Annotated in this window: 25 protein-coding genes; 16 read left to right on the top strand and 9 right to left on the bottom strand. The window is 65.5% G+C overall.

From position 1 onward, the window contains the following. Window positions 1-64 precede the first annotated feature (64 nt). The 9 genes from F2P45_RS26995 to F2P45_RS26955 all read right to left on the bottom strand — a co-directional run bounded on the left by F2P45_RS26995 (window position 65) and on the right by F2P45_RS26955 (window position 9826). Window positions 65-3202 carry a DUF11 domain-containing protein gene (locus F2P45_RS26995; protein WP_166881308.1) on the bottom strand — a complete coding sequence of 1046 codons (3138 nt, stop codon included), beginning with the start codon at window positions 3200-3202 and terminating at the stop codon, window positions 65-67. Continuing rightward, window positions 3199-3675, bottom strand: a complete 477-nt coding sequence (locus tag F2P45_RS26990; RefSeq protein WP_166881307.1) for a pilus assembly PilX N-terminal domain-containing protein — start codon at window positions 3673-3675, stop codon at window positions 3199-3201. The genes F2P45_RS26995 and F2P45_RS26990 overlap by 4 nt, the downstream gene beginning before the upstream one ends. After that, window positions 3672-4520 (bottom strand): type II secretion system protein, encoded by an 849-nt coding sequence (locus F2P45_RS26985; protein ID WP_166881306.1) that lies wholly within the window; start codon window positions 4518-4520, stop codon window positions 3672-3674. The genes F2P45_RS26990 and F2P45_RS26985 overlap by 4 nt, the downstream gene beginning before the upstream one ends. Then, window positions 4517-5131 (bottom strand): type IV pilus modification PilV family protein, encoded by a 615-nt coding sequence (locus F2P45_RS26980; RefSeq protein WP_166881305.1) that lies wholly within the window; start codon window positions 5129-5131, stop codon window positions 4517-4519. Before F2P45_RS26980 ends, F2P45_RS26985 begins: the two co-directional genes overlap by 4 nt. After that, window positions 5121-5747, bottom strand: coding sequence for a pilus assembly FimT family protein (locus tag F2P45_RS26975; RefSeq protein WP_370663318.1), 627 nt, complete (start codon window positions 5745-5747; stop codon window positions 5121-5123). Before F2P45_RS26975 ends, F2P45_RS26980 begins: the two co-directional genes overlap by 11 nt. A 13-nt stretch (window positions 5748-5760) precedes the next feature. Beyond that, a complete protein-coding gene (locus F2P45_RS37060) occupies window positions 5761-6288 on the bottom strand; it encodes a type II secretion system protein (RefSeq protein ID WP_166881304.1) in 528 nt (175 codons plus the stop codon). Between the two features lie 80 nt (window positions 6289-6368). Continuing rightward, on the bottom strand, window positions 6369-6890 hold the full coding sequence (locus tag F2P45_RS26965) for a type II secretion system protein (RefSeq protein ID WP_166881303.1): 522 nt from the start codon (window positions 6888-6890) through the stop codon (window positions 6369-6371). Then, the gene (locus F2P45_RS26960; RefSeq protein WP_166881302.1) at window positions 6887-8119 is read right to left on the bottom strand and encodes a type II secretion system F family protein; all 1233 of its coding nucleotides are present in this window, start codon (window positions 8117-8119) and stop codon (window positions 6887-6889) included. Before F2P45_RS26960 ends, F2P45_RS26965 begins: the two co-directional genes overlap by 4 nt. 3 nt (window positions 8120-8122) lie before the next feature. Then, window positions 8123-9826 carry a GspE/PulE family protein gene (locus F2P45_RS26955; protein ID WP_166881301.1) on the bottom strand — a complete coding sequence of 568 codons (1704 nt, stop codon included), beginning with the start codon at window positions 9824-9826 and terminating at the stop codon, window positions 8123-8125. 295 nt (window positions 9827-10121) lie between these two features. On the opposite strand from F2P45_RS26955, the gene F2P45_RS26950 reads away from it, so the two are divergent. The 16 genes from F2P45_RS26950 to F2P45_RS26875 all read left to right on the top strand — a co-directional run bounded on the left by F2P45_RS26950 (window position 10122) and on the right by F2P45_RS26875 (window position 26798). Continuing rightward, window positions 10122-10838 carry an ABC transporter ATP-binding protein gene (locus F2P45_RS26950; protein WP_166881300.1) on the top strand — a complete coding sequence of 239 codons (717 nt, stop codon included), beginning with the start codon at window positions 10122-10124 and terminating at the stop codon, window positions 10836-10838. Beyond that, a complete protein-coding gene (locus tag F2P45_RS26945) occupies window positions 10826-11752 on the top strand; it encodes an ExeA family protein (RefSeq protein ID WP_229505323.1) in 927 nt (308 codons plus the stop codon). Before F2P45_RS26950 ends, F2P45_RS26945 begins: the two co-directional genes overlap by 13 nt. A 67-nt stretch (window positions 11753-11819) precedes the next feature. Beyond that, entirely contained in the window at window positions 11820-13682 is a 1863-nt protein-coding gene (gene mshL, locus F2P45_RS26940) for a pilus (MSHA type) biogenesis protein MshL (protein WP_166881299.1), read from the top strand. A 1-nt stretch (window position 13683) separates the two neighbouring features. After that, the gene (locus F2P45_RS26935) at window positions 13684-15042 is read left to right on the top strand and encodes a tetratricopeptide repeat protein (protein WP_166881298.1); all 1359 of its coding nucleotides are present in this window, start codon (window positions 13684-13686) and stop codon (window positions 15040-15042) included. 4 nt (window positions 15043-15046) lie between these two features. Further along, window positions 15047-16750 carry a GspE/PulE family protein gene (locus F2P45_RS26930; protein WP_166881297.1) on the top strand — a complete coding sequence of 568 codons (1704 nt, stop codon included), beginning with the start codon at window positions 15047-15049 and terminating at the stop codon, window positions 16748-16750. Continuing rightward, complete coding sequence (locus F2P45_RS26925) at window positions 16750-17955, top strand: type II secretion system F family protein (RefSeq protein ID WP_166881296.1); 1206 nt, start codon at window positions 16750-16752, stop codon at window positions 17953-17955. Before F2P45_RS26930 ends, F2P45_RS26925 begins: the two co-directional genes overlap by 1 nt. A 32-nt stretch (window positions 17956-17987) precedes the next feature. Continuing rightward, window positions 17988-19526 carry a hypothetical protein gene (locus tag F2P45_RS26920; RefSeq protein WP_166881295.1) on the top strand — a complete coding sequence of 513 codons (1539 nt, stop codon included), beginning with the start codon at window positions 17988-17990 and terminating at the stop codon, window positions 19524-19526. Further along, window positions 19523-20167, top strand: coding sequence for a hypothetical protein (locus tag F2P45_RS26915; protein WP_223164838.1), 645 nt, complete (start codon window positions 19523-19525; stop codon window positions 20165-20167). Before F2P45_RS26920 ends, F2P45_RS26915 begins: the two co-directional genes overlap by 4 nt. Next, entirely contained in the window at window positions 20164-20559 is a 396-nt protein-coding gene (locus F2P45_RS26910) for a hypothetical protein (protein ID WP_166881293.1), read from the top strand. The genes F2P45_RS26915 and F2P45_RS26910 overlap by 4 nt, the downstream gene beginning before the upstream one ends. Then, complete coding sequence (locus tag F2P45_RS26905) at window positions 20556-21263, top strand: prepilin-type N-terminal cleavage/methylation domain-containing protein (protein ID WP_166881292.1); 708 nt, start codon at window positions 20556-20558, stop codon at window positions 21261-21263. Before F2P45_RS26910 ends, F2P45_RS26905 begins: the two co-directional genes overlap by 4 nt. A 3-nt stretch (window positions 21264-21266) precedes the next feature. After that, the gene (locus F2P45_RS26900; RefSeq protein ID WP_166881291.1) at window positions 21267-22004 is read left to right on the top strand and encodes an ABC transporter permease; all 738 of its coding nucleotides are present in this window, start codon (window positions 21267-21269) and stop codon (window positions 22002-22004) included. Further along, window positions 22004-22699: a hypothetical protein gene (locus F2P45_RS26895; RefSeq protein WP_166881290.1), complete on the top strand. Its 696-nt coding sequence runs from the start codon at window positions 22004-22006 to the stop codon at window positions 22697-22699. Before F2P45_RS26900 ends, F2P45_RS26895 begins: the two co-directional genes overlap by 1 nt. A 57-nt stretch (window positions 22700-22756) precedes the next feature. Next, a complete protein-coding gene (locus F2P45_RS26890; protein ID WP_166881289.1) occupies window positions 22757-23308 on the top strand; it encodes a prepilin-type N-terminal cleavage/methylation domain-containing protein in 552 nt (183 codons plus the stop codon). 17 nt (window positions 23309-23325) lie between these two features. Further along, window positions 23326-24027 (top strand): histidine phosphatase family protein, encoded by a 702-nt coding sequence (locus F2P45_RS26885; RefSeq protein ID WP_229505322.1) that lies wholly within the window; start codon window positions 23326-23328, stop codon window positions 24025-24027. A 429-nt stretch (window positions 24028-24456) separates the two neighbouring features. Then, window positions 24457-25539: a phosphotransferase gene (locus tag F2P45_RS26880; protein WP_166881288.1), complete on the top strand. Its 1083-nt coding sequence runs from the start codon at window positions 24457-24459 to the stop codon at window positions 25537-25539. Continuing rightward, window positions 25539-26798: an acyl-CoA dehydrogenase family protein gene (locus F2P45_RS26875; protein ID WP_166881287.1), complete on the top strand. Its 1260-nt coding sequence runs from the start codon at window positions 25539-25541 to the stop codon at window positions 26796-26798. The genes F2P45_RS26880 and F2P45_RS26875 overlap by 1 nt, the downstream gene beginning before the upstream one ends. The last annotated feature ends 45 nt before the right edge of the window (window positions 26799-26843 follow it).

The following is a 26843-nucleotide window of genomic DNA, read 5'->3' as shown; positions in this document are numbered from 1 at the left end:
CTGATTTCCACCGCATAGTGATAGCAGTATGGAACGTTCTTTACAAGCTCCCCCGGCGCGCCCCTCAGAAAACCTCGCGGATGTAGATCAGCGGCGTGGTCTTGTAGACGCCGAAGGTCAGCCGGCCGGGCGAGGACGGCAGCCACGCGGGCAGGTTCAGGCTGGCATCGACGCTGCCGGTCTTGCCGGTCGGCGCCAGCTTGAACTTGAGCACGCCGTCTTTCATCAGCGCCGTGACGAGCGTGGCCTTGGGGTCGGGAAATGGCGTGAGTCCGTTGCAGGTCGTCATGTTTCCCTTGCATTGGGTGTAAGCGAGCCGCAATTCGCTGGTCGTGACGCTGTGCGCCAAGGTCACCTGGCCCGAGCCGGGGATCGGCGGCGCCAGGATGCTGATCTGGTCGGTGGTGCTGGTGACCCAGCGCCCGTTGGTGGCGCTGGTGCCGGTCCAGTACTGGGCGCGCGCGGTGACCGGCAGCGGCAGCAGTTCCGAGCCGAAGGCATTTTCGACCAGCATGCGGCCGCGCACGATTTTCGTGCCGCCCTCGACCGACAGGCTGGAACGGTTCGAGGTGACCAGGTCGGCGTCGCTGGCGCGCAGGTAAATCTCCAAGGGCTCGTAGGTGGTGGCGGCATAGTCGTAGCTCGGCCAGGTGGTGGCGACGCCCTGGATGAACACGGTCGGCGCATCGGCGATCGGGCTGGGCGTGAGCGTGCCTCTGGTGGCCTGGACCCCGCCGCCCATGGTGGTGAACGGCAGCAGCCTGGGCGACTTGACGAACTTGCCCTGGTAAAACTTGGTGATCGCGCCGACCGCGTTGAAGGCCCGCACGACGGTCTGGATCGGCTGCTTCGAATAGTGCAGGCCGAGCAGCTTGCAGTCGAGCGTATCGGGCGTCGGGCACGGCATGACGACCGGCACCTCGGTCTGGAAGTAGCTCGGGTAGAAGCGGCCCAGGGCGATGCCGTTGCTGGTCACGTCGGCCGTATCGAGATAGGTCGCATTGTTCATGTGGGCGCGCACATTGATGATGCCGGCTTCGGCAAAGGTAAAGTTGATGCCGCTGGCCGCCCCGCCGCTGAACGGCGAAAAATCCCCTTCCACCTGCGGAAACTCCTCGCCGTCGGCGACCGCCATGTCGGCGAACGCCAGCGTCTCCGAGCCGGGGTCGCCCGGCACCGCGTAGTTGAGCGAATCGATGGCGACCGTGGTGATCAGTTCGACCTGCTGCGGCGTGATTTCCTTGCCAAAATTTGGGGTCGGCAAGCCATCGAAATTTTGCGCGATCACATCGAACGTGAAGCCGGCGCCGGCCTTCCAGAAGCGGCCGATGTCGGCCGTCATCTTGGTCTGCTCGACCAGGCCGGCCGGATTGGCCAGCGGCGTGCTCAGGGCGAATTTGTAGGGCCGCACCACGAACTGGCCGCTGGTGCTGACCTGGGCCAGCGCCGAGGCGGTTTCGGCCATCAGCAGTTCGACCTGGCCGACGTCCGAGTACACGAACGCGACCGGCAGCGAGGTGGCCGAATTGGACTCGAAGGGAATCGTCATGGCTTGCCACTGGGCCGCGCTTTGCGCGGCGGAAGCGCCGATGCAGGATTTCAATGCAATATTCTTGAGCCTGGCCACGCCGCCCGCGCCGCTGACCGGATTGACGCACTTCAGTGAAAACTGCAGGGTCGGCGCGGTGCCGGGCGGGACGATCGTCTTGAAATTGAGGTCGAGCGCGGTGTTGTCGATGGCCGTGATATAGACCGTGCCGTTGACCGCCGCCTGCTGGGTCGGCATGCTCAGGTAATTGCACTGGCCGGTGCTGCCGGGCGTGATGCCGGTGCGGCAGGGGCTGTCGGTGAACACATACCGGGCGCTGGAAAAGCTGATGGTCTTGCTGGCGCTGTTGTTGGCCAGGTCGTTATCGAACTGCAAGCCGCCGACGCTGGCGTTGGCGGTCATGCTGCCCGGCGCGGTCAGGGCGATGCGGGTACTGATGGTCAGGGCCGGCGCCGCTTCGCCCACCGCCAGCTGCTCGGGCGAGACGCAGGTGAGCACCTGGCCCGAGCGCGAGCAGGTCCAGCCGGTGCCGCCGGCCGAGATGAAATCGAGTCCGGTGGGCAGGGTGTGCTTGACGGTGACCGGGCCGGCGTCCGGCAAGGGTCCGTTGTTGGTCACCGTGTGGATCAGGTTCATCACGCTGCCGCGCGCCGGCGTGCCGCTGCTGGCGATCGCCAGCGACAGGTCGGCCACGTCGACGTTCGGCACCGAGACGATTTCGGCGTTGAGCAAGACCATGTCCTGGCCCGACTCGTACAGCATGGTGGCGGTGGTCTGGCCGGCGAACAGCTTGGGGCTGGCCAGCACGTAGGAATCGAAGTCGATGCCGTAGGAGGCGTTGTCGACGGTGGCGCCGATATTGCTGGTCGAATTGAACTGGTTGCCGGAGGGATTGGCCGAATCGACCATCTCGGCGCCGTTGAACTTGAGGTTTTCGCCGCCGCCCGAGAGCGTGGTGTCGCCCTCCCAGGTCACGTGGGCGATGCGCCCGGTGGCCGTGCCGAGCGGCGATGGGGTCTTGAAGTTGCTCAGGTTCAGGTTGACCTTGATGTTGTCGGCGCCATAGGTGCGGATGTACTGGAAGCCCTCGTACAGATTGAGCACGCGGAAGGTTTCGGCCGGCGCCGGCACGGAGTAGATGGCCAGCAGCGAAAACCCGCCCAGCACCCCTTGCACCCCGCAAAAGGTGTTGCCGTTGTCGATCGACAGGCCGCCGAAGGTATACGTGGCGTTGCGCTTGGCCGTCACTTGCACGGTGACGTCGGCCGCGCCCGAAAAATAGTTGTAGCCGATGGTGGCGGTGGTAAAGCGCCGGTTGGTCGGGGCGCTGACCGAGGCGCCGTCCATCAGCACCGCGTAGTCGGGCGTGGAGCCCGATCCGGCCCAGTACAGCTGGGCGCTGACGATCTTGGCGGTCGATGGAATGCCGGCCAGGGTGGCGCTCAGGGTGCCGGTATTAATGGCGCACGGGTTGTTGCTGTTCGAGCCCGTGCGCATGGTCTTCTGGACGCCGGTAAAGTTCAAGCGCCCGGCATAACTCTTGAACAGCGAAATCGGCGTATCGGCGCGCGCGGGCAGGCTCGCCAGCAGCAGGCCGGCCGCGCACAGGCCGGCCAGCGCGGCGGGCCAAGGGGATGCGGGGCGCGCCGTCATGGCTCCTCCGGTGAAGCGCTGAATTCGACGTGCACCACGCGCTGCACGTAGTCGATACTGTTGGACGGATTGGGGCAGCCGCCGTTGCTGCCCGGACTGTTGCACGCGGTGCTGCGCAGCGTATAGCGGGCCTGCTGGGTAACGCTGTCGACAGTGCGCAGGCACACCACCGTCACCGTCATGCGCGCCAGGCCGCCGTCGCCCGGCAGCGCGAAGCTGCTGCTGCTGGCCACGCCCGAGGCCGCCGTGGTGCAGGCGCCCTTGGCGCGCGTGACCTGGTACACGCCCCACTCGGTGCCGGCGCGCGCGGCCAGGTAGGCGCGCGTGCCCTGCACGTCCAGCATGGAACTGGTCTGCGCGGTGGTCGACAGGGTCACCATCGCCACCGCCAGGCCGGACAGCACCACCAGCAGGAAGATGGCGGTGACCAGGCTGACGCCGCGCATATGGCGCAGGGTCGGGCGCGCGATCATGGATTATTGTCCACGTGGACTTGCTGCGTCATGCGGATCGCGCCATCGCGCCCGTCCGGCCGGCGCAGGGTCAGGGTCAGCCGCACCAGCGCCGCGCGCGTGCCGATCAGGTTGTAACTGAATTCGCAGGCCTCGACATTGGTCGCCAGGATCGATGGCGAGGCGCTCGGGAAGCTGTTCTGGGCCGCATTGAAACCGTAGTTGGCATGGCGCGAGAGCACGCCGTTGGCGCAGCTGTAAGTGACCGGCTGGCCGGTGACCTGGAAGCGGTGCATCGGATGGGCCAGCGGCGGGTTCTGGGTGGCGAACGGATTGGCCTTGAGCGTGATCACCTTGCTGGCGGCGTCCACTCCCGCCACCTCGGCGCGGTTGGTGGGCACGGCGGCGTAGACATTCGAGGCCTCGCCGCTGATCATCAGGTTGTTGACCACCACCATGTCGCCGGCGGCGATGCGCTGGGGGCCATCCTGCAGCGGCCCGAGCACGCGGAACGTGAGGTCGGCCGGGTCGACGAAGTTCAGGTGGTCGCCCGCCGGATTGTTGGCCGGGACCAGGGCATCTTCGGCCGCCAGGTAGCGCCCGCCGGTCTTGGTGGGCACGAATTCGATCGCATTGCCCGACACCCGTACCGTGTTCGGCAAGGCCAGGCGGATGTCGCGCACCATGCGCCGCACGGCGGTATCGGCGGCGTCGGCCAGCTCGGCGCGGCCGGCGCTGTCGACATAGTTTTGCACCGGCAGGCGCAGGAAGGTGGCGACGATGGCGCCCAGGATGCCGGTGATGACGATCACCACGATCGCTTCGACCAGGGTAAAGCCGTGCTGGCGGCGGGCGCGCGTCATCATGGCGGCGAATTCGGTGCGTAGCGCACGCGGTAGCCTTCCAGCACCACGGTTTCCACGTTGTTGAAGAAGACGGCGATGCGGATCGCCAGCGCCTCCGTCTGCGGCACTTGCCGGCCCGCCGGGCCGAGGCCGCCGGTGGGGCTGACGCTCAGCATGACCGTGTAGCCCGGCAGGGCAATTTCCTGGCCGGCGGCGTCGCTCAGCTTGCCCGCGTTCAGAAACGCCTGGGTCGGCGTGCCGTAGGCGGCCACATAATCGTTGACGTTGTCGAAGGGACGCGTGCCGCCGGCCTCGTTGCCGGCGTTCTCGACCAGGCTGGCGCAGTTGTCGACGCCGATGGCCGCCGCCTTGGCCTCCTCGACCCTGGCGTCGGTGGCGTCGCAAAAGGTGAAGCGGGCCAGCTGGACTTCTTCCATCAGGCCTTCGGCCAGCATCAGCGCCTGCTTGCGCACCAGCGGATCGGCGCTGGTGCGGGTGGTCAGGTTCATGGCGTTGAGAATGCCGGCCAGGCCGACCCCGATGATCACCATGAAGATGATCAGTTCGACAAAGCTGATGCCACGCTGGCGCGCCAGCGTGGGACGGTGCAGGCGCGGCGATTCAGTGTACATAGCCGGTCTCGGCTTCGACCACCACGGTGGCGCTGTTGGCGCCGGCCTTGACGCTCATGGTCATTTTCGGCAAGCCGGCCGCGCCCACGCCGGGACGGCCCAGGGCATCGAAGGAAAACATGGCGGTGGCGGGACTGGTGACGTAGCTCACGCCGCTGGGCGCGCCTTCGCAGGCCCAGTTGCCGGACTGCTCGCATCGGTTGAGGGTGGTCTTTTCGCCGCTGTTGCTGCCGGAAGCGGCCAGCACGCGCTCGTCGGCCGGACAGGCGCCGGTCTCGGTGAAGCACAGCGCCACGCTGGCGCCGTCGAGGCGCACGAACACGCGACGGTTCTGGGCCACGGCCACTTTCTGGCCATAGCGGATCAGGGCGCGTGCCTGCTCGGTGAAGGCGGCGGCGTCGTACACGCCGCGGTCGAACCAGCGGGCCGCCGCGGCGGCGCCGAGAATGCCGACGATCACCATCACGGTGATCAGCTCGACCAGCGTGAAACCGTGCTGACCGCTGCGCCGGGGTCGGACTTTGCCGCTCATGGGGATATTCCAGGCCAGACTGGCGCGATGGGTGGCGGCCGTGGCCGCGCTACCCATGCTGCGATGCGCCAGTCGGTCAGTCACGCTCGGCGGCTGCTTAGCAGGTCGTCACGTCGACGCTGATGACCGGTGGGGTCGGGTCGGTCGCCGTGCCGGTTGGCGCGACAGCCGGTTTGTACAGCGCGTAGCACTTGACCGCCTTGGCGGTGCCCGACACGCTCAGCGGTACCACGGCGACTTCACCGGCGAGCGTGGTCGGCGCGGTGGCGCTGCCGCCGGCGGCCGTGATCAAGAGGTAATCGCTGGCTTTCAGGCCGGCCGCTTCGAGCAGGTTGGCGTTGCCGGCTGGATAACCGTTGGCCAGGGTCACCGAGGTGCCTTCCAGCGAGACCGCGGTCGCGGTCGGGGTCACCAGGTACTTGCCGTGCACCATGGCCGACACCGCCTCCAGCGAACCCTTGGCCGCCTTCATGGTGGCGCCGCGGGCGTCGCCGCCCAGGTCGGCAAATTTCGGCAAGGCGGTCGCCGCCAGGATGCCGAGGATGACGATAACGACGATCAGTTCGATCAGGGTGAAGCCGGCTTGGGTGGCGTGACGGAACTTACCGAAGGATTGCATTTTCATATGGATCTCCAAATTCGTTTTAAGCAGTGAACAATGAGGTGCGTAACAGAAACACGAGTACCGTATTCTTTAACGGCGGTTTAACTATTAACTTGAGTAAGGGCAACGGTCCGTGCATCTGGCGTACCACTCTGCTTGGCGGGGATTGTGGGCAAGCGAGATAATTCTACCTTGAAACTAATGCGCTTCGTGGTGCCTTGTGGAAATTTCTTTTCCTTTCTTATCAAGTACACCAGAGATTTCGTCCTGAGGTCGAAATACCAGTTGCCCGGTGCCACCTGTCCGGGCGCGGGCGTGAAGTATTCGCCGGCATAATTGCGCGGTTTTTCGGCCAGCAGTTCGATCGGATTTCGCCCTGCGAGCAAGGCGATTTCCGCCTCTTTTCCACGGGCCTGCAACTGGCCGACCTTCAATACCAGCGCGGTGCGCAGCACGCCGGCGAGCTGCTCCACAGCGGCCAGTTCGGCCCGTTCGCGGTAGTCCAGCAAGCGTTGTAAAAGCACACCAGTCAGTAGCGCCACCACCACCGTGCATACCGCCAGTTCCAGCAGCGAAAAGCCGCGCGGATTCGACAACATTGATGGGGTGGCAATCTGTCTCATTTATGCAATGCGGCTTTGCCCAGGTCCCAGATCGGCAGGAAGATGCCGAGCGCCAGCACCAGCACCATCGCCCCCAGGAACACGATCATGATCGGCTCGATCTGGGCCGACAGGGTCTTCAGTTCGTAGTCCACTTCGCGCTCGTACATCTGCCCGATTTCATCCATCAGGTCGTCCAGCGAGCCGGTTTCTTCGCCCACCGCGATCATCTGCAGCACGATCGGCGTAAACACCCCGGCGGCAACGCCGGTGCGCAGGATGCTCTCGCCGCGTTCGACGCCGTCGCGCATGGCTTCCACGCGCGAGGCCAGGTAGGCGTTATCGACCGTTTGCGACACCACCGTGAGCGCCTGCACCATCGGCACCCCGCTCTTCATCGACAGCGCGAAACTGCGCGCAAAGCGCGCCATGGTGCCTTTCAGGATGATTTTGCCGGCAATCGGGAGGCGCAGACGCACCCGGTCCCACCACATGCGCCCGTCGACCGAGTTGATATACGCGCGCCAGCCGAAAAACGCGATCAGCGAGCCCACCAGCAACGCCGGCCAGAAGCGCACCATGAAGTTCGAGCTGCCGATCAGGATGCGGGTCATCAGCGGCAGTTGCGAATTGAAGCTTTCGAACACCTTGACGAACTGGGGAATGACGAAAATGTTCACTACGATCATCGCCAGCAGCATCGCGATCATGACAAAAGTAGGGTAGCGCGTGGCGGTTTTCACCCGTTCGCGCATGTCGCGGTCGAATTCGAGGTGGTCGAACAGGCGCAGGAACACGTCTTCCAGGCGCCCGGTCATCTCGCCCACGCGCACCATCGACAGGTAAAAATTCGAGAACACGGTCGGATGGCGGCGCATGGCGGCCGACAGTTCGCGCCCGGAATCGAGCGACTCGCGCAAGTCCTTGATGACCTTGCCGAACGACTTGCTGATGGCCGATTCCTGCAACCCGGCCAGCCCGCGCATGATCGGCACGCCCGACTTGAGCAGGGTGTAGAGTTGACGACTGAACAACTGCACATCCATCGACGTGACTTTTTTCTCGAACAGGCGCGCGAAGAAGCCTTCCTCGCTGCCGGTGGTGACCGCGCGGCTGGTCTGGGTGATGTCGAGCGGGGTGACGCCGTTGCCGAACAACTGGTCGGCCACGGCCCCGCTGTCGGCGCCTTCCAGCACGCCTTGCATCAGCTCGCCTTTGGCATTGCGTCCCTTGTAGGCGAAAAACGGCACGGTTTAATCCTCGATCTGGTTACTGATGCGCATCGCTTCGGACACCGTGGTGCGGCCCTGCACGGCCAGCTGCACGGCGTGGCGGCGCAGGGTTTCGCCCTGCATCTCGGCGTGCGCGGCCTTGAGGAAGTGGGCCGGGTCCGGGTGGTTGGCGGCATCGACCACGGCCGACGTCATCTCCAGCAGCTCGTACACGCCGGTGCGGCCGCGGTAGCCCATGCCGTTGCAATGCGAGCATCCCTTGCCGTGGAAGAACTGGGTGGTCTCGGCCAGGTCGCGCAGTTCGGCGCGCAGCCATTCGCGTTCCGTCGCCGTGGTCTGGTAACTGGTGCTGCAGCTTTCGCAGATGACCCGCACCAGGCGCTGCGCCAGCACCGCTTGCAGCGAGCTGCCCACCATGTAGCGCGGCACGCCCATGTCCATCAGGCGCAGCGGGGTGCTGGCGGCGTCATTCGTGTGCAAGGTCGAGAGCACCAGGTGACCCGTCATGGCGGCGCGCAGGCCGATCTGGGCGGTTTCCTGGTCGCGCATCTCGCCCACCAGGACGATGTCCGGGTCCTGGCGCAGCGCGGAGCGCAGCACGCGCGCGAACGTGAGTTCGATCTTGTCGTTGACCTGCACCTGGTTAATCCCGGGCAGGCGGTATTCGACCGGATCTTCGACCGTGATCAGTTTCTTCTCGACCGAATTGAGTTCCGACAGCGCGCTGTACAGGGTGGTGGTCTTGCCGCTACCCGTGGGGCCGGTGACCAGCACCAGGCCGTTGGGGCGCTGCACGATGGCGCGGAATTTTTCCACCAGGCGCGCCGGCATGCCGATCGCGTCCAGGCGCAGGGTGGTGCCGCCCTGGTTCAGCAAGCGCATGACCACCGATTCGCCGTACTGGGTCGGCATGGTCGAAATCCGCACGTCGATGCGCTGCTGCTTGACCTTGACGGCAAAGCGCCCATCCTGCGGCAGGCGTTTTTCGGAAATGTCGAGGTCGGACATCAGTTTCAGGCGCAGCGCCAGCGGCGTGGCGATTTTGATATCGGCCTCGGTTTGCAGGTGCAGCACGCCGTCGATGCGGAAACGGATCTGCAGCCGCGTTTCCTGCGGTTCGATGTGGATGTCGGAGGCGCGCACCTGGGTGGCGTCGTCGAACACCGATTGCAGCAGCTTGACGATGGGCGCTTCTTCCAGACCCGGATTGGCGGCCAGGGTGCCGAAGTCGACGAAGGTGTCGCCCAGATCCTGTTCCAGCTCGCGCGCGAAGTCGGTGATCTCGTCGGTGCGGCGGTAGATGCGGTCGATCGCGGCCAGCACTTCGGTCTCGTTGACCACGGCCAGTTCGATATTGCGTTTGACCAGGCGCGCGATCTCGTCGTAGGCGAACAGGTCGGTCGGATCGGACATGCCGATCAGCAGCGCGCCACGGCGGTCTTCGAGCGCGATGGCGCGGAAGCGCCGTGCCTGCGTTTCCGGCAACTGACGGACGATGTCCGGGTTGGTGTTGTAAAACTTGAGGTTAATGTAGGGAATGTCGAGCTGCTTGGCGAGCGCGCCCGAGATCTGTTCCTCGGTGACAAAACCGTTTTCGATAAAGACGCGGCCGAGCTTGCGGCCGGTGCGCTTTTGGTCTTGCAACGCCGCACCCAGTTGATCTTCGGATAACAGCTTTTGCTGGACGAGGATTTCGCCGAGGCGGACTTTTTCTGGCCGTGCCATGAAGACCCTTGTTGAATGCTTGTCGAGAGGTTAAGACGGCTGCTGCAACCTTGTGCCACCGCACTCCGAACCGTCGTCCCCGCGAAGGCGGGGACGACGGATTTAAAGTATGCGATGTTTTCCATCCGCGCACCGGAGACCGTCGAACTATTCTATTCCAGAAACACTAGTTTTTTACATTCAGAATGATTTTGTGTCGTACTAACGTGCAACCATTGTGCAAGCGATACTGAATAGGCTACAGTCGGAGCCTCGTTCCCTGCTCAACCTTGCCAGACTCGCCAATATTGCCAACATGAGCACACCCGCGCTGCGCTTCCGCCAGTTAGTCAAACGCTACGCCGGCACGCCGGTGCTGGAAGGCATCGACCTCGACATCGCACCCGGCGAGTGCGTGGGCCTGGTCGGCGTCAACGGCGCCGGCAAAACCAGCCTGCTCAAATGCCTGTTCGATTTTGTGCGCATCGACAGCGGCAGCATCGAGATCTTCGGCCGCGGCCACCGCGAACCCGCCGCGCGCAGTCCGCTGGCCTTTTTGCCCGAACGCTTCGTGCCGCCCTACTACCTCAGCGGCGCCGAATTCCTCAAATACATGGCCAGACTGCACGGCAAGCGCTACGACGCCAGCGAAGCGCACGCCATGCTCGACGCACTCGAGCTCGACCACGCGGCCCTGTCCATGCCCGCACGCAAGCAATCCAAAGGCATGACCCAGAAGCTCGGCCTGGCCGCCTGCTTCCTGTCCAACAAACAAGCCTACGTGCTCGACGAACCCATGAGCGGGCTCGACCCCAAAGCGCGCGCCCGCCTCAAGGAACGCCTGCAACACGCCCGTTCCCAGGGCGCCACCGTCTTTTTCAGCTCGCACGCGCTGGCCGACATCGAGGAACTGTGCGACCGCATGGCCATCCTGCACGATGGCCAGCTGCGCTTCACCGGCACCCCGGCGGCCTGCCGCGACGCCTACGGCGCGGCGACGCTGGAACAGGCCTTCCTCGCATGCGTGAATTGAACAAGATGTATCACAAGCACTTCGGCCTGCACCAGTCTCCCTTCGGCATCACGCCCAATCCGGCCTTCTTCTACGCCGGCAACACGCGCGGCGAGATCCTGGACGCCCTGCTCTACGCGGTCGAGCACGGCGAAGGCATCATCAAGGTGAGCGGTGAAGTGGGCAGCGGCAAGACCATGCTGTGCCGCATGCTGGAAAATCAACTGCCGAAGCACATCGACGTCATCTACCTGGCCAATCCGACCCTGAAGAACACCGAGGTCGCCTACGCCATCGCCGGCGAACTCGAACTCGACGTGAACGGCAAGCGCATCGACGAAGTCACGCGCATGCTGCAAGCGGACCTGATCGCCCGCCACAGCGCCGGCAAGCAGGTGGTGCTGCTGGTCGAGGAAGCCCAGGCCATGCCGCTCGACACGCTGGAAGAAGTGCGCCTGTTCTCGAACCTGGAAACGGCGCGCCACAAGCTGCTGCAGATCGTGCTGTTCGGACAACCCGAGCTCGACGCGCACCTGAACCTGGCCAGCATGCGCCAGTTCAAGGAACGCATCACCCACAACTTCGTGGTGCCGGCCATGCCGCCCGATGTGATTCCCGACTTCCTGGCATTCCGCCTGCATGCGGCCGGCTACAACGGCCCGGCCGTGTTCAGCGCCGCCGCCACCAGGCAGATCGCGCGCGTGTCGCAAGGCATTGTCCGCCGCATCAACATTCTGGCGGACAAAGCCCTGATGGCGGCCTACATCGACGAGTCGGACCGGGTCGAGGCGCGCCACGCCAAAGCGGCCATCGCCGACTGCGCCTTTGCCGCCACAAACGGACCCGGCGTCAAGACACTGGCACTGGCAGTTGTCGGCATAACCACGCTATCGTTGCTGGCGTGGCTTGTTTCGCGCAGCATCTTCTTCCATTAGGCGTGCGGCAATTGCCCCACGCTTACTTTTCCGCCATTATTGTGCCTTGGCACTCAAGAGCGCACCAATGACCCTGAAAAAACCTGTTTCCTCGCTGAGCACCGCCGGTACCGCCATTGTCTGCGCCGTCTTGAGCGCGTGTGCCACGCCCAGCATGACCGCTTCGCCCTCGCATGTGACGGAAACGCCGCGCGCCGCCGGCCGCATTCCCGATCCGGTGCTGCACAGCGCACCGCTGCCGCCGCCCAAAGCCACGCCCAAGGTCGAAACCTACAGCGTGACGGTGCACAAGGTGCCGGTGCAGTCGCTGCTGTTCGCGCTGGCGCGCGATGCCCGCCTGAACGTGGACATCCACCCCGGCATCGAGGGCACGGTGACCCTGAACGCACTCGACCAGACCCTGCCGCAATTGCTGACCCGCATCTCGCGCCAGGTGGACATGCGCTACGAGATCGACGGCGGCATCCTGACCGTGTTGCCGGACACACCGGTGTGGCGTAATTACAAGGTCGATTATGTAAACATGGCGCGCAGCACCAACAGCAGCGTGAACATCGCCACCCAGATTTCGACCGCGGGCGGCGGCTCGAGTTCCCCGACCTTGACGAATGCCAACGGCACCACCAGCGGCGGCGCGGCGGCGGGCAATACCGGATCGGGCAACAACAATTCGACCACCTCGGTCACCAACCGCTCCGAAAACAATTTCTGGGGCAGCCTGGAAAAGAACATCCGCGACATGCTGCGCGAGACGACCTTGAACGACGCGCCGACGACGATCTCGGCGGCGCCGCCGCCAGCGCTGCAGGCGGCCCCGGGTGCGGCCCCGGCGCCACCGAACCAGCAGGCGCAAGCGGCTCCCCAGCCGGTGCCCGACAACGTCCTGGCGGCATTCAACGCCTCCTCCGGCGAGCGCCAGCGCAACGCGCCGTCGGTGATCGTCAACGCCGAAGGCGGCCTGCTGGCGGTACGCGCCAGCGGGCGCCAGCACGAAAAAGTCCAGCAATTTCTCGATATCGTGCTCGGCAGCGCCAAGCGCCAGGTGCTGATCGAAGCGACCATCATCGAGGTACAACTGTCCGACCAGTACCAGCAAGGCATCAACTGGAACCGCCTGCGCGAGGGCACGACCGGCGTGTCGCTCAACCAGAGCAGGGTCGGCACCGCGGCGCTGCCGTCGAACGTCGCGCTGGGCACCTCGGCGGGCATCTTCACCATGAATTACGTCAATCCGACCTCGGCGCTGGGCAATATCAGCGCCGCGATCCAGTTGCTCGAATCGTTCGGCAAGGTCAAGGTCCTGTCCAGCCCCAAGATCAGCGTGCTGAACAACCAGACCGCGATGCTGAAAGTGGTCGACAACAACGTCTTCTTCACGATCAAGGTCACGCCCGCCGTGATCGGCGTGAACGGCAACGTCACCACCCCGGCCACCTACGAATCGAAGCTCGAGACGGTGCCGGTCGGCTTCGTCATGAGCGTGACGCCGCAGATTGCCGACAACGATGAAGTCACGCTCAACGTGCGCCCGACCATCACCCGCATCGTCGGCCAGGTACAAGACCCGAACCCGGTCCTGGCGGCGGAAAAGGTCATCAGCCAGGTGCCGGTGATCCAGGCGCGCGAGATCGAATCGATCCTCAAGGTCTACAGCGGCGATATTTCGGTGCTGGGCGGGCTGATGCAGGACTCGGTCGACAACGCCAAGGATGCGGTGCCGGGCGCGGGCAAGGTCCCCTTCTTCGGCAATCTGTTCTCGTACCGTAACGAAAAAGTCAGCAAGACCGAGCTGGTGATCTTCATCCGTCCGGTGGTGGTCAAGAACGCCAGCGTGAATGGCGACTACAAGGATTACCGCTACCTGCTGCCGGACACCACCGGCGCAGTCTCCGAGCCGTATTCAGAATCCGTGCGCGTAAAGGTGAATTGAGATGAGCCTTTTGATGCAGGCGCTCAAGAAAGCCGAGCGCGCCAAGCAAAACCATGTGCCGGACGAGGAACTGGCCAAGCCGTCCGAAGCCTACGACGAGGTACTGGCGCTGTCGCCACAGGAGGATGCCAGGGCAGCCGAGCCGCTGACCTTGTCGCCGCTGGAGGCCGCGTCGCCTGGCGCGTCGGCTGCCGCGTCGGCTACCGCGCGCGCCGAGCCGGTGATCGACTTCGCCCCCGAAGCGCCGCGCATGGCCACGCCCGATCCGCAGGCCGACCCGCCGCGCCGCGCGCGCAACGCCCCGCCGCCGCCGCCACGGGTCAAGGCCCAGAAGCGCGCCATGGCGGCGCGCATGGACGCGCGCACGATCCGCATCGCCGTGCTCGGCAGCATCGCCGTGCTGATTGCCGCCGTGTTCGGCTACATCTACTGGCACGCCGTATACGGCCCCGGTTCCAGCCGTGGTTTGCCGATGGTGCCGATGCCGGGCCAGAACCAGCCGCTGGCAGCCGCCGCGGGCGCTGCCGTGCCCGGCGTGCCCGTGGTCTCCCCCCAGCCGGGCGCGCAAGTCGCGCCGCCGCCGGTCCAGGAGTACGTGCCCTCAGCGCCGCCGCCTTCCTCGCGCGATCAGATACCGCCGGACGAAGCGATGCGCCTGGCGCAGCTGCAACAACAAGCGCCTGCGCAAGCCGCGCCGCCCGCGCCCGCCGCCGCCAGCCCGCGTGCCACGGTTGCAGCCGACGCCGGCGGCATCCGCGTGGCGCGCGTCGCCAAGCCCGAGCAGGTCAACCCCTCGCTCCAGAGCGGCTTTGCGGCGTACAACAACGGCGACCTGCCGGCCGCGCGCCAGAGCTACCAGAGCGTGCTGCGGCAAGACCCGAACAACCGCGACGCCCTGCTCGGCATGGCCGCCCTCGCCGCCCGCGACAAGCAGGCCGAGCAAGCGGCCGGCATCTACACGCGCCTGCTCGAACTCGATCCCAACGACAACGACGCGCTGGCCGGCCTGTCCAGCGTGCGCCAGGGCGACCCGGGCCAGTCCGAAGGCCGCCTGCGCCGCATGGTCGAGCGCAATCCCGACTCCGGGCCGCTGCTGTTCGCCCTGGGCAACCTGTACGCGCGCCAGGGACGCTGGCCGGAAGCCCAGCAGCACTACTTCCGCGCCTATTCGGCCAATCCGAACAATGCCGATTACGCCTTCAACCTCGCCATTGGCCTGGACCGGCTGAACCAGGGCACGCTGGCGCTGACCTACTACCAGCGCGCGCTGGAGCTGGCGCCGCGCGGCGCGGTCAATTTCGACCGCGACGCTGCCGCCACGCGCGCACGCGAACTGGGCGGACCAGCGGTCAAGCAATAAGCGCATGACCGAACACGCCAAATTCCCCCTCGGTAAACTGCTGATCCAGAAAGGGGTCATCAGCGAAGACCAGCTGCGCATCGCGCTGATCGAGCAAAAACGCTCAAGCGAGCCGCTCGGCAAACTGCTCATCACGCTCGGCTTCGTGACCGAAGCGACGGTGCGCGAAGCGCTGTCCGAAAACCTGAACCAGCAAAGCGCCGACCTGACCAGCCTGGTGGTCGACGCCATCGCGCTCAAACTGATCCCGAAAGACGTGGCCAAGCGCTACCGCGTGTTCCCCATCGTGTACGAGCGCGATACCGACAATCTGATCCTGGCCATGGCCGATACCAGCAACATCGTCGCGCTGGACCAGATCAGCGCCATGCTGGTCAAGGGCATCACCATCGAGGCCATGCTGGTCAACGAATCGGACATCGCGCGCGCCATCGACCAGTACTACGGCTTCGAGCTGTCGATCGACGGCATCCTGCTGGAGATTGAAACCGGCGAAGTCAATTACGCCGCCATGGCCGCCACCACCGACGAATACAGCCAGCCGATGGTGCGCCTGATGGACGCGCTGCTGGCCGACGCGGTGCAGAACGGCGCGTCCGACATCCACTTCGAGCCGGAGCAGAGTTTTCTGCGCATCCGCTACCGCATCGACGGCATCCTGCGCCAGATCCGCAGCCTGCACAAATCGTACTGGCCGGCGATGGCGGTGCGCCTGAAGGTAATGAGCAATATGAACATCGCCGAATCGCGCGCGCCGCAGGACGGGCGCATTTCGATCAAGTTCTCGGGGCGCCAGATCGACTTTCGCGCCTCCGCGCAGCCGACCACGCACGGCGAAAATTTCGTCCTGCGCGTGCTCGACCGCCAGAAAGGCCTGGTGCCGCTGGACGGGCTGGGACTGGGCGCGGACGAACTGCATTTATTGAAACTGATGATCGCGCGTCCGCACGGTGTGATTCTCGTCACCGGGCCGACCGGCAGCGGCAAGACCACCACCCTGTACTCGATCCTGAACCACATCAACACCGAGAGCGTCAACATCATGACCTTGGAAGACCCGGTCGAGTACCCGATGAACATGATCCGCCAGACTTCGATCAACGAATCGGCCAAGATGGGCTTTGCCGACGGCATCCGCTCGATGATGCGGCAGGACCCGGACATCATCCTGGTCGGCGAAGTGCGCGACAGGGAGACCGCCGAGATGGCGTTTTCGGCCGCCATGACCGGCCACCAGGTGTACACGACCCTGCACACCAATTCGGCCATCGGCTCGGTCTCGCGCCTGCTCGACATCGGCATCCTGCCCGACATCATGGCCGGGAACATCATCGGCATCATCGCCCAGCGCCTGGTGCGGCGCCTGTGCCAGTCATGCAAGACCACGTCGATCGCCGACGCCACCGAACGGCGCCTGCTTGCTCTGGGCGAGGAAGATCCGCCGGCCACCATCTGCCACGCGGCCGGCTGCGAAGCGTGCGGGCACCAGGGCTACAAGGGCCGCATGGCGATCATGGAACTGCTCAAGGTGAACGCCGACATCGACGAAGCCATCGCCCGCCGCGCCTCGCTGCGCGAACTGAAAGAGACTGCGCGCGCGGCGGGTTTTCGCTCGCTGGTGGACGACGGCATGCGCCGCGTGCTGGAGGGCGCCACCTCGCTCGACGAAGTGGCGCGCGTGGTCGACCTGACCGACAGGCTGGCCTGATGCCGCTGTACGCCTACCGCGCGATGGACCTGGCCGGCCAGATGGTGCCCGGCGCCATGGACGCGACCAACAGCGCCGACCTGGAACTGCGCCTGCGCCGCATGGAGCTCGACCTGATCGACTTCCGCGTGGCCGGCCAGAAGGCGGTCGCCTTCGGCAAGCGCGTGGTGCGGCGCGCCGACTTGATCAACTTCTGCTTCCACATGGAGCAGCTGACCGCCGCCGGCGTGCCGATCCTGGAGGGACTGGGCGACCTGCGCGACTCCACCGACCATCCACGCTTTCGCGAGATCGTCACCGACCTGATCGAGTCGATCGAAGGCGGATTGACCTTGTCCGAAGCGCTGCGCCACCACGACGAAGTGTTCGACAACACCTTCACCAGCCTGATTACCGCCGGCGAGTCGAGCGGCAAACTGGCCGAGGTATTCCGCAACCTGTCCGACAGCCTGAAATGGCAGGACGAACTGGCCGCCCAGACCAGGAAAATCATCACCTACCCGATCGTGGTGGCCGTGGTGGTGCTGGCCGTGACCTTCTTCCTGATGATCGTGCTGGTACCGCAACTGACTTCCTTCATCAGGAACATGGGCGGCGAACTGCCGTTCCATACCAGGGCGCTGATCGCGCTATCGAATGTGTTCATCAATTACTGGTACGTGCTGTTGGCCCTGCCGCTGCTGGCCTGGTTTGGCGGGCGTGCGTGGCTGCGCCGCAGCGACAGCGCGCGCCTGCTGGCCGACGGCCTGAAACTGCGCCTGCCGCTGATCGGCCCCGTGCTGCACAAGATCATCCTGGCGCGCTTCGCCACCTTTTTCGGGCTGATGTACGGCTCCGGCATCACCATCCTCGAATGCATCCGCCTGTCCGAAGGCATTGTCGCCAACCGCGTGGTGGCGGCCGGCCTGCAGCGCGCCGCGCAACTGATCTCGGACGGCCAGAGCGTCACGCTGGCGTTCCAGAACAGCGGCATCTTCCCGCCGCTGGTGCTGCGCATGCTGCGCGTGGGCGAGTCCACCGGCTCGCTCGACAACGCCCTGCGCAACGTCAGCTACTTCTATAATCGCGAAGTGAAGGAAATGATCGAGCGCGTGCAGTCGCTGATCGAACCGGCCATGACGGTCACGCTTGGGCTGCTGCTCGGATGGATCATGCTGTCCGTGCTGGGGCCGATCTACGACACCATGAGCCAGTTGAAAACCTAAGGACGGGTGTGCTGCCTAAACAATTATTCTATGTGACGAACGACCGGCTGTGCGCCTTCGACTGGCGCGCCGGCGTCCTAACGCCCGGGCCCTGCTTTTACGCCGACCGCGACGGCATGGACGCCTTTGCGCGCTTTGTCGATGGCGCGACGGGCGCGCGCGCCTACCTGGTCGCCGACCTGGTCGAAGAAGACTTCGCGCGCTGCCTGCTGCCGCACGTACGCGGACGCGCGGGCCGCAACCTGGTCGAGCGGCGCCTCTCGCACGCCTACCGCGACACCCCGTTCCGCCACGCCGACATCCAGGACCGCGACAGCGAAGGCCGGCGCGACGACCACGTCCTGTTCTCGGCCCTGACCAATGCCGCCATGGTGCAGCCGTGGGTGGCCGTGATGGAGCAGAACAAGGTCCCGCTGGCGGGGCTGTATTCGGCGGCGCACCTGTCGGCGCAACTGGTGCGCCGCATGGGCGTCGCCCAGGACCACCTGCTGCTGATCGCCGAACAAGGCGGCGGCCTGCGCCAAAGCTACTTCCAGGGTCCTTACCTCAAATTTTCGCGCCTGACGGTGCTGGCCGCGCACGACGACGTGGTTGACGCCACCGCGTCGGAAACCGCCAAGATGCGGCAGTTCCTGACCAGCACCCGCCTGCTGGGGCGCGGCGAGATGCTGCACGTGGTGGTTCTGGCGCCCGTGGAGCGCGTGCAGGCGCTGGAACAGCGCTGCGAGGACGACCCGGAACTGGCCTTTCACTTCATCGACATCGACAGCGCCTGCGCGCGCCTCAAGCTGGCCGGCGAGGTGGACACGGCCGAACAGCTGTTACTGGGCCTGTTGGGGCGCGACGCGCCAGCCAGCCAGTACCCGCCAGGTGCGGCCTGCCGCTTTTACCAGATCTGGCGCGCGCGCCTGGCGCTCAACTGCGCCAGTGGCGCGATCGCCTTTGTCGGCGGGCTCTGGCTGCTGGCCAGCGTGTGGGGCGGCGTGCGCGACGGCCAGGAGGCGACGCGCCTGACGGCCGAAGCGGCGCAGTTGGACGCGCGCTACCGCGCCATCATGGCGAGTCTGCCGCCGACGCCTGCGCGCAGCGCCAACATGAAGGCCGCAGTGCGGCTCGACGGCCTGCTGGCCGCCACCGCGCCCGCCCCGGCGCCGCTGGTGGCGCTGGTGAGCCGCTCGCTCGAACGCGCGCCGGCGATCCGCCTGCTGGCGCTGGACTGGCAAGTGCGGCAGCCGCCGCCTGCGCAACCGGGTCTGGACGCCGGTGTGTTCAAACAAAGCGACGGCGCCACCGAACCGATTCCCGCAAGCGTGGTTGGGCTGCCGGGAGCGCCGGGGCAGGTGCTGCGCATCGACGGCGAAGTCGAATTCGGGCCATCGGACTACCGCGCCATCCTCGATAGCGTGAACCAGTTCGCGCTGGATATGGCCAGCAACCCCGGCGTGGCGGTGCACATCGTCGAAGCGCCGGTGGACGTGCGCCAGAGCGTCAAGTTAAGCGGCAAGACCGACAGCGGCGACACCGCTGCCGCGAAGCCCCGCTTCGCCATCAACGTGACGTGGAAACCATGATGGCCAAACCGAACGCGCTGCGCGGCAAACCGGCCGACGCCATCACCCCGGCCTGGCGCGATGAACTGGACCTGATCGCCGCGCCGGCCAGGCTGTGCGCCGGCGTGCTGCTCGGCGCCGCACTGCTGGTGGGCGCGGCATCGTGGTATTGGGCGCAGCAGGCGGGCGAGCTGGCGCAGGCGGCCCGGGCGCGCGCTGCGGCATCGAGCCGCTTCCAGAACGTCGAATCGGAAAAACAGGACATCGCCATTTACCAGCCGCGCTTTGTGGAACTGCAGGCCGGCGGCTTGATCGGCGACGAAAACCGGCTGGCCTGGATCGAAACTATCAAATCGATCCAGGGCAAGCGCAAGCTGGTTTCGGCCAGCTACGACATCGAAGCGCAGCAGGCGCTGGTGTTCGCCGCCCCGATGACGCTGGGCGACTACCAGCTGCGCGGCAGCCGCATGCGGGTCGAACTGGGGCTGGTGCACGAACTGGACCTGTTCCACTTCATCGACGACCTGCGCGGTGCCGGCCGCTTCACGGTCCAGGACTGCAAACTGAAACGCACCGACGCACCGGCCGAATCGTTCGGGGTGGCGCGCCTGACGGCCAACTGCACCCTGGTCTTCCTGACGCTGGCGAAAGGAACCCTATGAAACTGATCGTCAGCGCCTGCATCCTGCTCGCCGCAGCCATGATTGCCCAAACCCAGGCCCAGGCCCACATCGGGCGCCTGTTCACAACACCGGCCGAACGCCAGCAGCTCGATATAGCCCGCGGCCTGGTGGCGCCGCCGCCAGCGCCGCCGGTGGCGCAAGCACCGCCCGCGCCGCAGCCGATGACCGTGAACGGCTTCGTGCGGCGCAGCGGCGGCAAGTCCACCGTGTGGGTCAACAACGAGGCGCAGGACGGCGCGCGCAACCGCTTCAGCGGACCGGCGCAAGCGCCGCGCGTGACACTGACGCTGCCGTCGGGCCAGCGGGTCACCGTCAAGCCCGGGCAGAGTATCGACGCCAACGCCGGCACCGTCACCGAGCACACGCCATGAAACGCGCCCAACACGGATTCAGCCTGGTCGAAATGGCCGTGGTGCTGGTCATCGCCGGCCTGATGATTGGCGGATTACTGACGCCGTTGGCGGTGCAGATGGAGCAGCGCAAGATCAGCGACACCCGGAAAACCATGGACGAAGCGCGCGAAGCGCTGATGGGATTTGCGCTGCGCAACGGCTACCTGCCCTGCCCCGCCGTCTCGCCGGTCAATGGGCTGGAAGACCGCAGCGGTGCCACCTGCCGCGACGGCAAGCGCCAGGGCGTGCTGCCGTGGGCCACGCTCGGCCTGCCCAAGCTCGATAGCTGGGGGCGCGCATTCCACTACAGCGTGGCGCCGGCCTACAGCAACAGCGGCACCATGTTCACGCTGCAAAGCCCGCGCGACATCACCATCGGCACGCGCGATGCGCGCGGAAACCTGGTGGCGGCGACGGCCATCAACGATATTCCGGCGGTGATCGTCTCGCACGGGAAGAACGGCGCCGGCGGCTTTGGCGACACCGGCATCCGCACGCTCGATACCAGCAGCACCAACGTCGACGAGCGCACCAACGCCGGCAGCACCGGCATCGCCTTCGTGGCGCGCACGCCGAGCGACAGCCCCACCGCGCCCGGCGGCGAGTACGACGACCTGGTGATCTGGCTCTCGCCGAATGTACTGTCCAACCGCATGGTCGCCGCCGGAACGCTGCCGCGCTAGGCCATGCTGGGATCCGTTCGCACCATCGCCACCTACACCCTGCTCGAAGCGCTGCGCAACCGCCTGGCCTGGGTGCTGGGCGCTCTGGCCATCGGCGCGGTGGCGCTGGGCGGCTTTCTGGGCCAGCTGGCGCTGACCGAAAGCGCCGCGCTGCAAGCGGCCCTGCTGGCGGCGCTTCTGCGCGTGTGCTGCGTGCTGCTGGTGGCAAGCTTTGTCGCCACCAGCGTGGTGCGCGAAGCGGGCGACAAGGGCCAGGAACTGCTGCTTGCGCTGGCGATGCCGCGCGCCGCGTACGTGCTGGGCAAACTGGCCGGCTTCGGCCTCGTGGCACTGCTGCCCGCGCTGCTGTTCGGCGCGCTGGCGTTGACGCTGGCGCCGGCCGCATGGTGCGCCGCGTGGGCGCTGTCGCTGTGGTGCGAACTGTGGATTGTCGCCGCATTCGCCCTGCTGTGCGTCCTCACGTTCGGGCAGGTGGTGGCGGCGCTGGCGGGCACGCTGGCCTTCTATGTGCTGGCGCGCGCCATCGGCGGCCTGCAGGCGATGGCGCAGGATGCGGCGGCGCTTGTGCGCACCGGGATCGACGCGCTGTCGGCCATGCTGCCGCATCTGGACCAGTTCACGCGCAGCGAATGGCTGGTGTATGGCGGTGCACAGGTGGCGCCGCTGCTGGCGCAGACGGCGATCTACGTCACCTTGCTGGGCGCTGCCGCGCTGTTCGACTTTTACCGCAAGGACCTGTGATGGCCTCGCGCGTGCCGCTGCCCGTGACGCTGCTGCTTGGGGCCGCGCTGGCGCTTCAGGTGGGCTATCAGGCCGTGCGCGCACCGCAGCATCTGTTTGCGACCAAGCTGGATGATGCGCCACCGCTGGCGGTGCTGCGCCTGGCCAGCCTGGGCGAACCGGTGGCGCTGGCCAAGGCCATGACGCTGCACGCGCAAGGGCAGGACGATGCAAATGCGCCCTTGAACGCGATCGATTACGTGGCTTTGCGCAGCTGGTTCGAGCGCATCGTCGATCTCGATCCGCGCGGGCAGGCCCCGCTGCTGGCCGCCAGTCAGGTGTACGCCGCCAGTTCCGACCCGGCGCGCACCCGCATCATGCTCGATTTCGTGTACCGGCGTTTTGGCGAAGACCCCGACCGGCGCTGGCCGTGGCTGGCGCATGCGGCGCTGGTGGCGCGCCACCGGCTGCATGACGCGGCGCTGGCGCGGCAGTATGCGCAAGCCATCCGCACCCGTGTGACAAGCGCAGTCCTGCCCGCGTGGGCGCGCCAGATGGAACTGTTCATCCTCGACGATATGGGCGAGGACGAGAGTGCCAGGGCGCTGATCGGCGCCATGCTCGCCACCGGCCAGGTGAGCGATCCGCGCGAACTGGCGTTATTGGAACGGCGCCTGCGCGCGATTTCGGCGCGCCAGCGCCAGGCCCATCCTTGATAGGCTAGAATAATCGCTGGAATGGAACAGACCGGCCGTCACCGAAGAGAGAACCACATGCAACGACAACAAGGCTTTACCCTCGTCGAAATCGCCATCGTGCTGGTGATCATCGGCCTGCTGCTGGGCGGCGTGCTCAAAGGGCAAGGGCTGATCGACAGCGCCAAGGTCAAGAACATCATCCAGCAGTCGAACTCCTTGTCGGCGGCGGTGAACGCCTACCAGGATAAATTTCGCGCGCTGCCGGGCGACGACGTGCTGGCCACCACCCATGTGGCGGGCGCGACAGCCAACGGCAACGGCGACGGCCAGATCACCGAATACCTGTCGGCGCCACAGCACCTTGCGCTGTCGGGCTTCATTACCGGCGCCTACAACGGCACGACCGACTTCATGACCAGCGCCCAGGGCGGCGCGGTGTACATCTACAACGACGCCGTGGGCGGGCGCAGCGGCAATGGTTTACGCTTCGACAACCTGCCCGACTCCTTCGCCCAGCAGCTTGACAGCAAGCTCGACGACGGCGTCGCCACCACCGGCGCGGTGCGCGCGACCGCCCCGTACACCAACACCGGCAGCATCGTCACTCGCACCGCATTGTTTTTCTGAACCAATTGCAAGGACCCATGCATCCTACTTCCCAGCGCCGGCGCGTGTTTTTGATGCGCCATGGCAGCGTTACCTACTTCGACGCCACCGGCAAACCATTCCTTCCCGAAACCGTCCCCCTCAACGAGCAAGGCTGCGCCCAAGCCAGTGCCGCCGGGCACGCCTTTGCCGCCGAAGGCATCCATTTCGACCGCGTGATCGTCTCCGGCCTGCCGCGCACGGTCGAAACGGCGACGCGCGTGCTGGCCGCGACCGGACAAGGGATAGACATCGAAATCTGGCCGGAGTTCGAAGAAATTCGCGGCGGGCGCTTATCGACCATTGCCGACGCCGACCTGAAGGACGCGTTCACGGGTGCGTTCGAAGGCATGGTTGGGGAAGAAAAGCGCTTTTTGGGAGGCGAATCGGTGGGCGAGCTGATGGACCGCATTCATCCGGCGGTGACGCGCCTGCGCGGCCAGGACGACTGGGACACGGTGCTGCTGGTGCTGCACGGGGGCGTGAACTGTGCGATTTTATCGCTCGCGCTCACGGGTCAGCGCATGTTCCTGGGTGGCCTGTCGCAAACGGCCGGCTGCATCAACGCCCTCGACGTGGGCGAAGCCGAGGCCGATTGGGTGGTGCGCTTCGTCAACTACTCCCCGCCGTCGCCGTTGCAAACCAGCACCCGCAGCACCACGATGGAACAGTTGTACGAGCAATACCGCCTCTCGCGCTAGCTCTAACCGGGGTCAGAGCTCTGACTCGAAACATTTCGCCGTCCTTAACCGGGGTCAGAGCTCTGACTCGAAAGATTTCTAATTGAAGCTCTGACCCCGGTTGTAGGCGTTGTAGAAGATATCGAGGGAAATTGGCGAAGGATTGCAGTAGGATTTCGCCTCAATGCGCCCAAGCGCGCAGCGCCTTCCCTCTCAAAAGAAGTAAGTCATTGATCAAAGAAGCCTCCTCACAGCAACTCCGGGTCAACTCCGGCAACTCCGGGGTCAGAGCTCTGACTCGCAATGTTTTGTCGATTTTTCACGTTTTATCGCTTCCTGGGCAACTATTTCTATTTATAGCTCTGACCCCGGTTGTAGGAAAAACAGAAATTAGTACGGTCGTTCTATTCATGAGCTAGAATAGATCTCACATAACCAGCAGGAGACAAGATGTTCGAGGAAATGATGGGGACCAAGCCGGTCTCGGAGCGCCAGAAATTCGATGTCGATGCCCTCGACGCCTATCTGCGCGCGCATGTGGAGGGCTACCCCGGCGGCCCGCTGGAGGTGGTGCAGTTCAAGGGCGGGCAGTCCAATCCCACCTTCAAGATCAGCGCCGGCGGCCAGCATTATGTGCTGCGCACCAAGCCCGGGCCGGCCGCCAAGCTGTTGCCGTCCGCGCATGCCATCGAGCGCGAATTCCGGGTCATGGATGCCTTGCAGAAAGCCGGCTTCCCGGCCGCCCGCCAGTACGCGCTCTGCACCGACGAGTCGGTCATCGGGCGCGCCTTCTATGTCATGGAATTCGTCGACGGCCGCGTGCTGTGGGACCAGTCCCTGCCCGGCATGACGCCAGCCGAACGCGGCGCCATCTACGACGAATTGAACCGCGTCATCGCCACCCTGCACACGGTCGACTACAGCGCCATCGGCCTGGCCGATTACGGCAAGCCCGGCAACTATTTCGCACGCCAGATCGAACGCTGGACGCGCCAGTACCAGGCCTCGGTCACCGAACCCATCGAGGCCATGGACCAGTTGATCGCCTGGCTGCCGCACAATATTCCGCCGGGCGACGATACCGCCATCGTGCATGGCGACTTCCGTCTCGATAACATGATTTTCCACCCGACCGAACCGCGCATCCTGGCCGTGCTCGACTGGGAACTGTCGACCCTGGGCCACCCGGCGGCGGATTTTTCCTACCATTGCATGAGCTGGCACATTGCTCCCGGCCAGTTCCGCGGCATCGCCGGGCTCGACCTGGACGCGCTCGGCATTCCCACGCAGGAAGCGTATATCGCGGCCTACGCGGCGCGCACCGGCAAGACCATCCGCATCGACGATTTCAATTTTTACCTGGCCTACAATATGTTCCGCCTGGCCGGCATCATGCAGGGCATCATGAAACGCTACGTCGACGGCACCGCATCGAGCGCCCAGGCCCTCGAGAACGGCAAGGCCGCCCGGCCCATGGCCGAACTCGGTTGGCAGTACGGGCAGCGCGCCATTTCTCTTTCCAAGGACAACTAATGAACTTCGATTACTCCGACCGCTGCAAAGCGTTGCAGGCGCGCCTGCTCGCCTTCATGGATCAGCACGTTTATCCGAACGAGAACGCCTTCAGGCAGGAGGTCGACAACAACGGCACGCAGAAGGGCAACCGCTGGATTCCGACCGAGCTGATCGAGCGGCTCAAGCCGCTGGCGCGCGAGCAAGGCCTGTGGAATCTGTTCCTGCCGAAGTCGGTGCGCGCGCCGGAAGGCTTGTCCAACCTCGACTACGCGCCGCTGTGCGAGATCATGGGCCGGGTCGGCTGGGCGCCGGAAGTGTTCAACTGCGCCGCGCCCGACACCGGCAACATGGAAACCATCGAACGCTACGGCAGCGAAGAACACAAGCAAACCTGGCTCGGACCATTGCTGCGCGGCGAGATCCGCTCGGCCTTCGCCATGACCGAACCGGCCGTGGCCTCGTCCGATGCGACCAATATCGAAACCCGCATCGAGCGTGATGGCGGCGACTACCTGATCAACGGGCGCAAGTGGTGGATTTCGGGCGCGGGCGATCCGCGCTGCAAGATTTTCATCGTCATGGGCAAGACCGACCCGAGCGCGGCGCGCCATGCCCAGCAATCGATGATCCTGGTGCCGGCCGACACGGCGGGCATCACCATCGTGCGCCCGCTGCCGGTGTTCGGCTACGACGACGCCCCGCACGGCCACTGCGAAATCCTGTTCGAGAACGTGCGCGTGCCGGCCTCGAGCCTGCTGCTGGGCGAGGGACGCGGCTTCGAGATCGCCCAGGGCCGCCTGGGGCCGGGCCGGATCCACCATTGCATGCGCGCCATCGGCGTGGCCGAGCGCGCGCTGGAGCTGATGTGCCTGCGCCTGAACAGCCGCGTTGCTTTCGGCAAGAAAATTTCGGACCAGGGGGTGTGGCGCGAGCGCATCGCCGAAGCGCGCATCCAGATCGACACGGCGCGCCTGCTGACGCTCAAGACCGCGGCGCTGATGGATACCGTGGGCAACAAGCATGCCCAGGCCGAGATCGCCATGATCAAGGTACTGGCGCCGAACGTGGCCCAGCAGGTGCTGGACTGGGCGATCCAGGCGCACGGGGCGGCGGGCGTGTCGGACGAGTTCCCGCTGGCCTACCAGTGGGCCGGCAATCGCACCCTGCGCCTGGCCGACGGTCCGGACGAGGTGCACCGCAACGCCATCGCCAAAATCGAACTCGCCAAGCACATCAAGCTGGGCGAAGACCTGGCGCTGCCGATCACCCGTTCCTGATCCGCACCAATCGCGCCAGCAACATTCGCCAACCGGGGTCAGAAT

Source organism: Massilia mucilaginosa, assembly GCF_011682145.1.
GTDB lineage: Bacteria > Pseudomonadota > Gammaproteobacteria > Burkholderiales > Burkholderiaceae_D > Telluria_A > Telluria_A mucilaginosa.
The sequence above is the reverse complement of the archived record's forward strand: the minus strand, read 5'-3'. Positions and strand labels throughout refer to the sequence as shown.

Excerpts from the sequence above, each read along its gene's own strand:
- F2P45_RS26930 (WP_166881297.1), top strand. The coding sequence starts at position 15,047 with ATGACCGAACACGCCAAATTCCCCCTCGGTAAACTGCTGATCCAGAAA.
- F2P45_RS26895 (WP_166881290.1), top strand. The coding sequence starts at position 22,004 with ATGGCCTCGCGCGTGCCGCTGCCCGTGACGCTGCTGCTTGGGGCCGCG.
- F2P45_RS26880 (WP_166881288.1), top strand. The coding sequence starts at position 24,457 with ATGTTCGAGGAAATGATGGGGACCAAGCCGGTCTCGGAGCGCCAGAAA.
- F2P45_RS26955 (WP_166881301.1), bottom strand. The coding sequence starts at position 9,826 with ATGGCACGGCCAGAAAAAGTCCGCCTCGGCGAAATCCTCGTCCAGCAA.
- F2P45_RS26950 (WP_166881300.1), top strand. The coding sequence starts at position 10,122 with ATGAGCACACCCGCGCTGCGCTTCCGCCAGTTAGTCAAACGCTACGCC.
- F2P45_RS26980 (WP_166881305.1), bottom strand. The coding sequence starts at position 5,131 with ATGTACACTGAATCGCCGCGCCTGCACCGTCCCACGCTGGCGCGCCAG.
- F2P45_RS26985 (WP_166881306.1), bottom strand. The coding sequence starts at position 4,520 with ATGATGACGCGCGCCCGCCGCCAGCACGGCTTTACCCTGGTCGAAGCG.
- F2P45_RS26910 (WP_166881293.1), top strand. The coding sequence starts at position 20,164 with ATGAAACTGATCGTCAGCGCCTGCATCCTGCTCGCCGCAGCCATGATT.
- mshL (WP_166881299.1), top strand. The coding sequence starts at position 11,820 with ATGACCCTGAAAAAACCTGTTTCCTCGCTGAGCACCGCCGGTACCGCC.
- F2P45_RS26875 (WP_166881287.1), top strand. The coding sequence starts at position 25,539 with ATGAACTTCGATTACTCCGACCGCTGCAAAGCGTTGCAGGCGCGCCTG.
- F2P45_RS26935 (WP_166881298.1), top strand. The coding sequence starts at position 13,684 with ATGAGCCTTTTGATGCAGGCGCTCAAGAAAGCCGAGCGCGCCAAGCAA.
- F2P45_RS26965 (WP_166881303.1), bottom strand. The coding sequence starts at position 6,890 with ATGAGACAGATTGCCACCCCATCAATGTTGTCGAATCCGCGCGGCTTT.
- F2P45_RS37060 (WP_166881304.1), bottom strand. The coding sequence starts at position 6,288 with ATGAAAATGCAATCCTTCGGTAAGTTCCGTCACGCCACCCAAGCCGGC.
- F2P45_RS26885 (WP_229505322.1), top strand. The coding sequence starts at position 23,326 with ATGCATCCTACTTCCCAGCGCCGGCGCGTGTTTTTGATGCGCCATGGC.
- F2P45_RS26990 (WP_166881307.1), bottom strand. The coding sequence starts at position 3,675 with ATGATCGCGCGCCCGACCCTGCGCCATATGCGCGGCGTCAGCCTGGTC.
- F2P45_RS26915 (WP_223164838.1), top strand. The coding sequence starts at position 19,523 with ATGATGGCCAAACCGAACGCGCTGCGCGGCAAACCGGCCGACGCCATC.
- F2P45_RS26925 (WP_166881296.1), top strand. The coding sequence starts at position 16,750 with ATGCCGCTGTACGCCTACCGCGCGATGGACCTGGCCGGCCAGATGGTG.
- F2P45_RS26905 (WP_166881292.1), top strand. The coding sequence starts at position 20,556 with ATGAAACGCGCCCAACACGGATTCAGCCTGGTCGAAATGGCCGTGGTG.
- F2P45_RS26900 (WP_166881291.1), top strand. The coding sequence starts at position 21,267 with ATGCTGGGATCCGTTCGCACCATCGCCACCTACACCCTGCTCGAAGCG.
- F2P45_RS26945 (WP_229505323.1), top strand. The coding sequence starts at position 10,826 with ATGCGTGAATTGAACAAGATGTATCACAAGCACTTCGGCCTGCACCAG.
- F2P45_RS26995 (WP_166881308.1), bottom strand. The coding sequence starts at position 3,202 with ATGACGGCGCGCCCCGCATCCCCTTGGCCCGCCGCGCTGGCCGGCCTG.
- F2P45_RS26890 (WP_166881289.1), top strand. The coding sequence starts at position 22,757 with ATGCAACGACAACAAGGCTTTACCCTCGTCGAAATCGCCATCGTGCTG.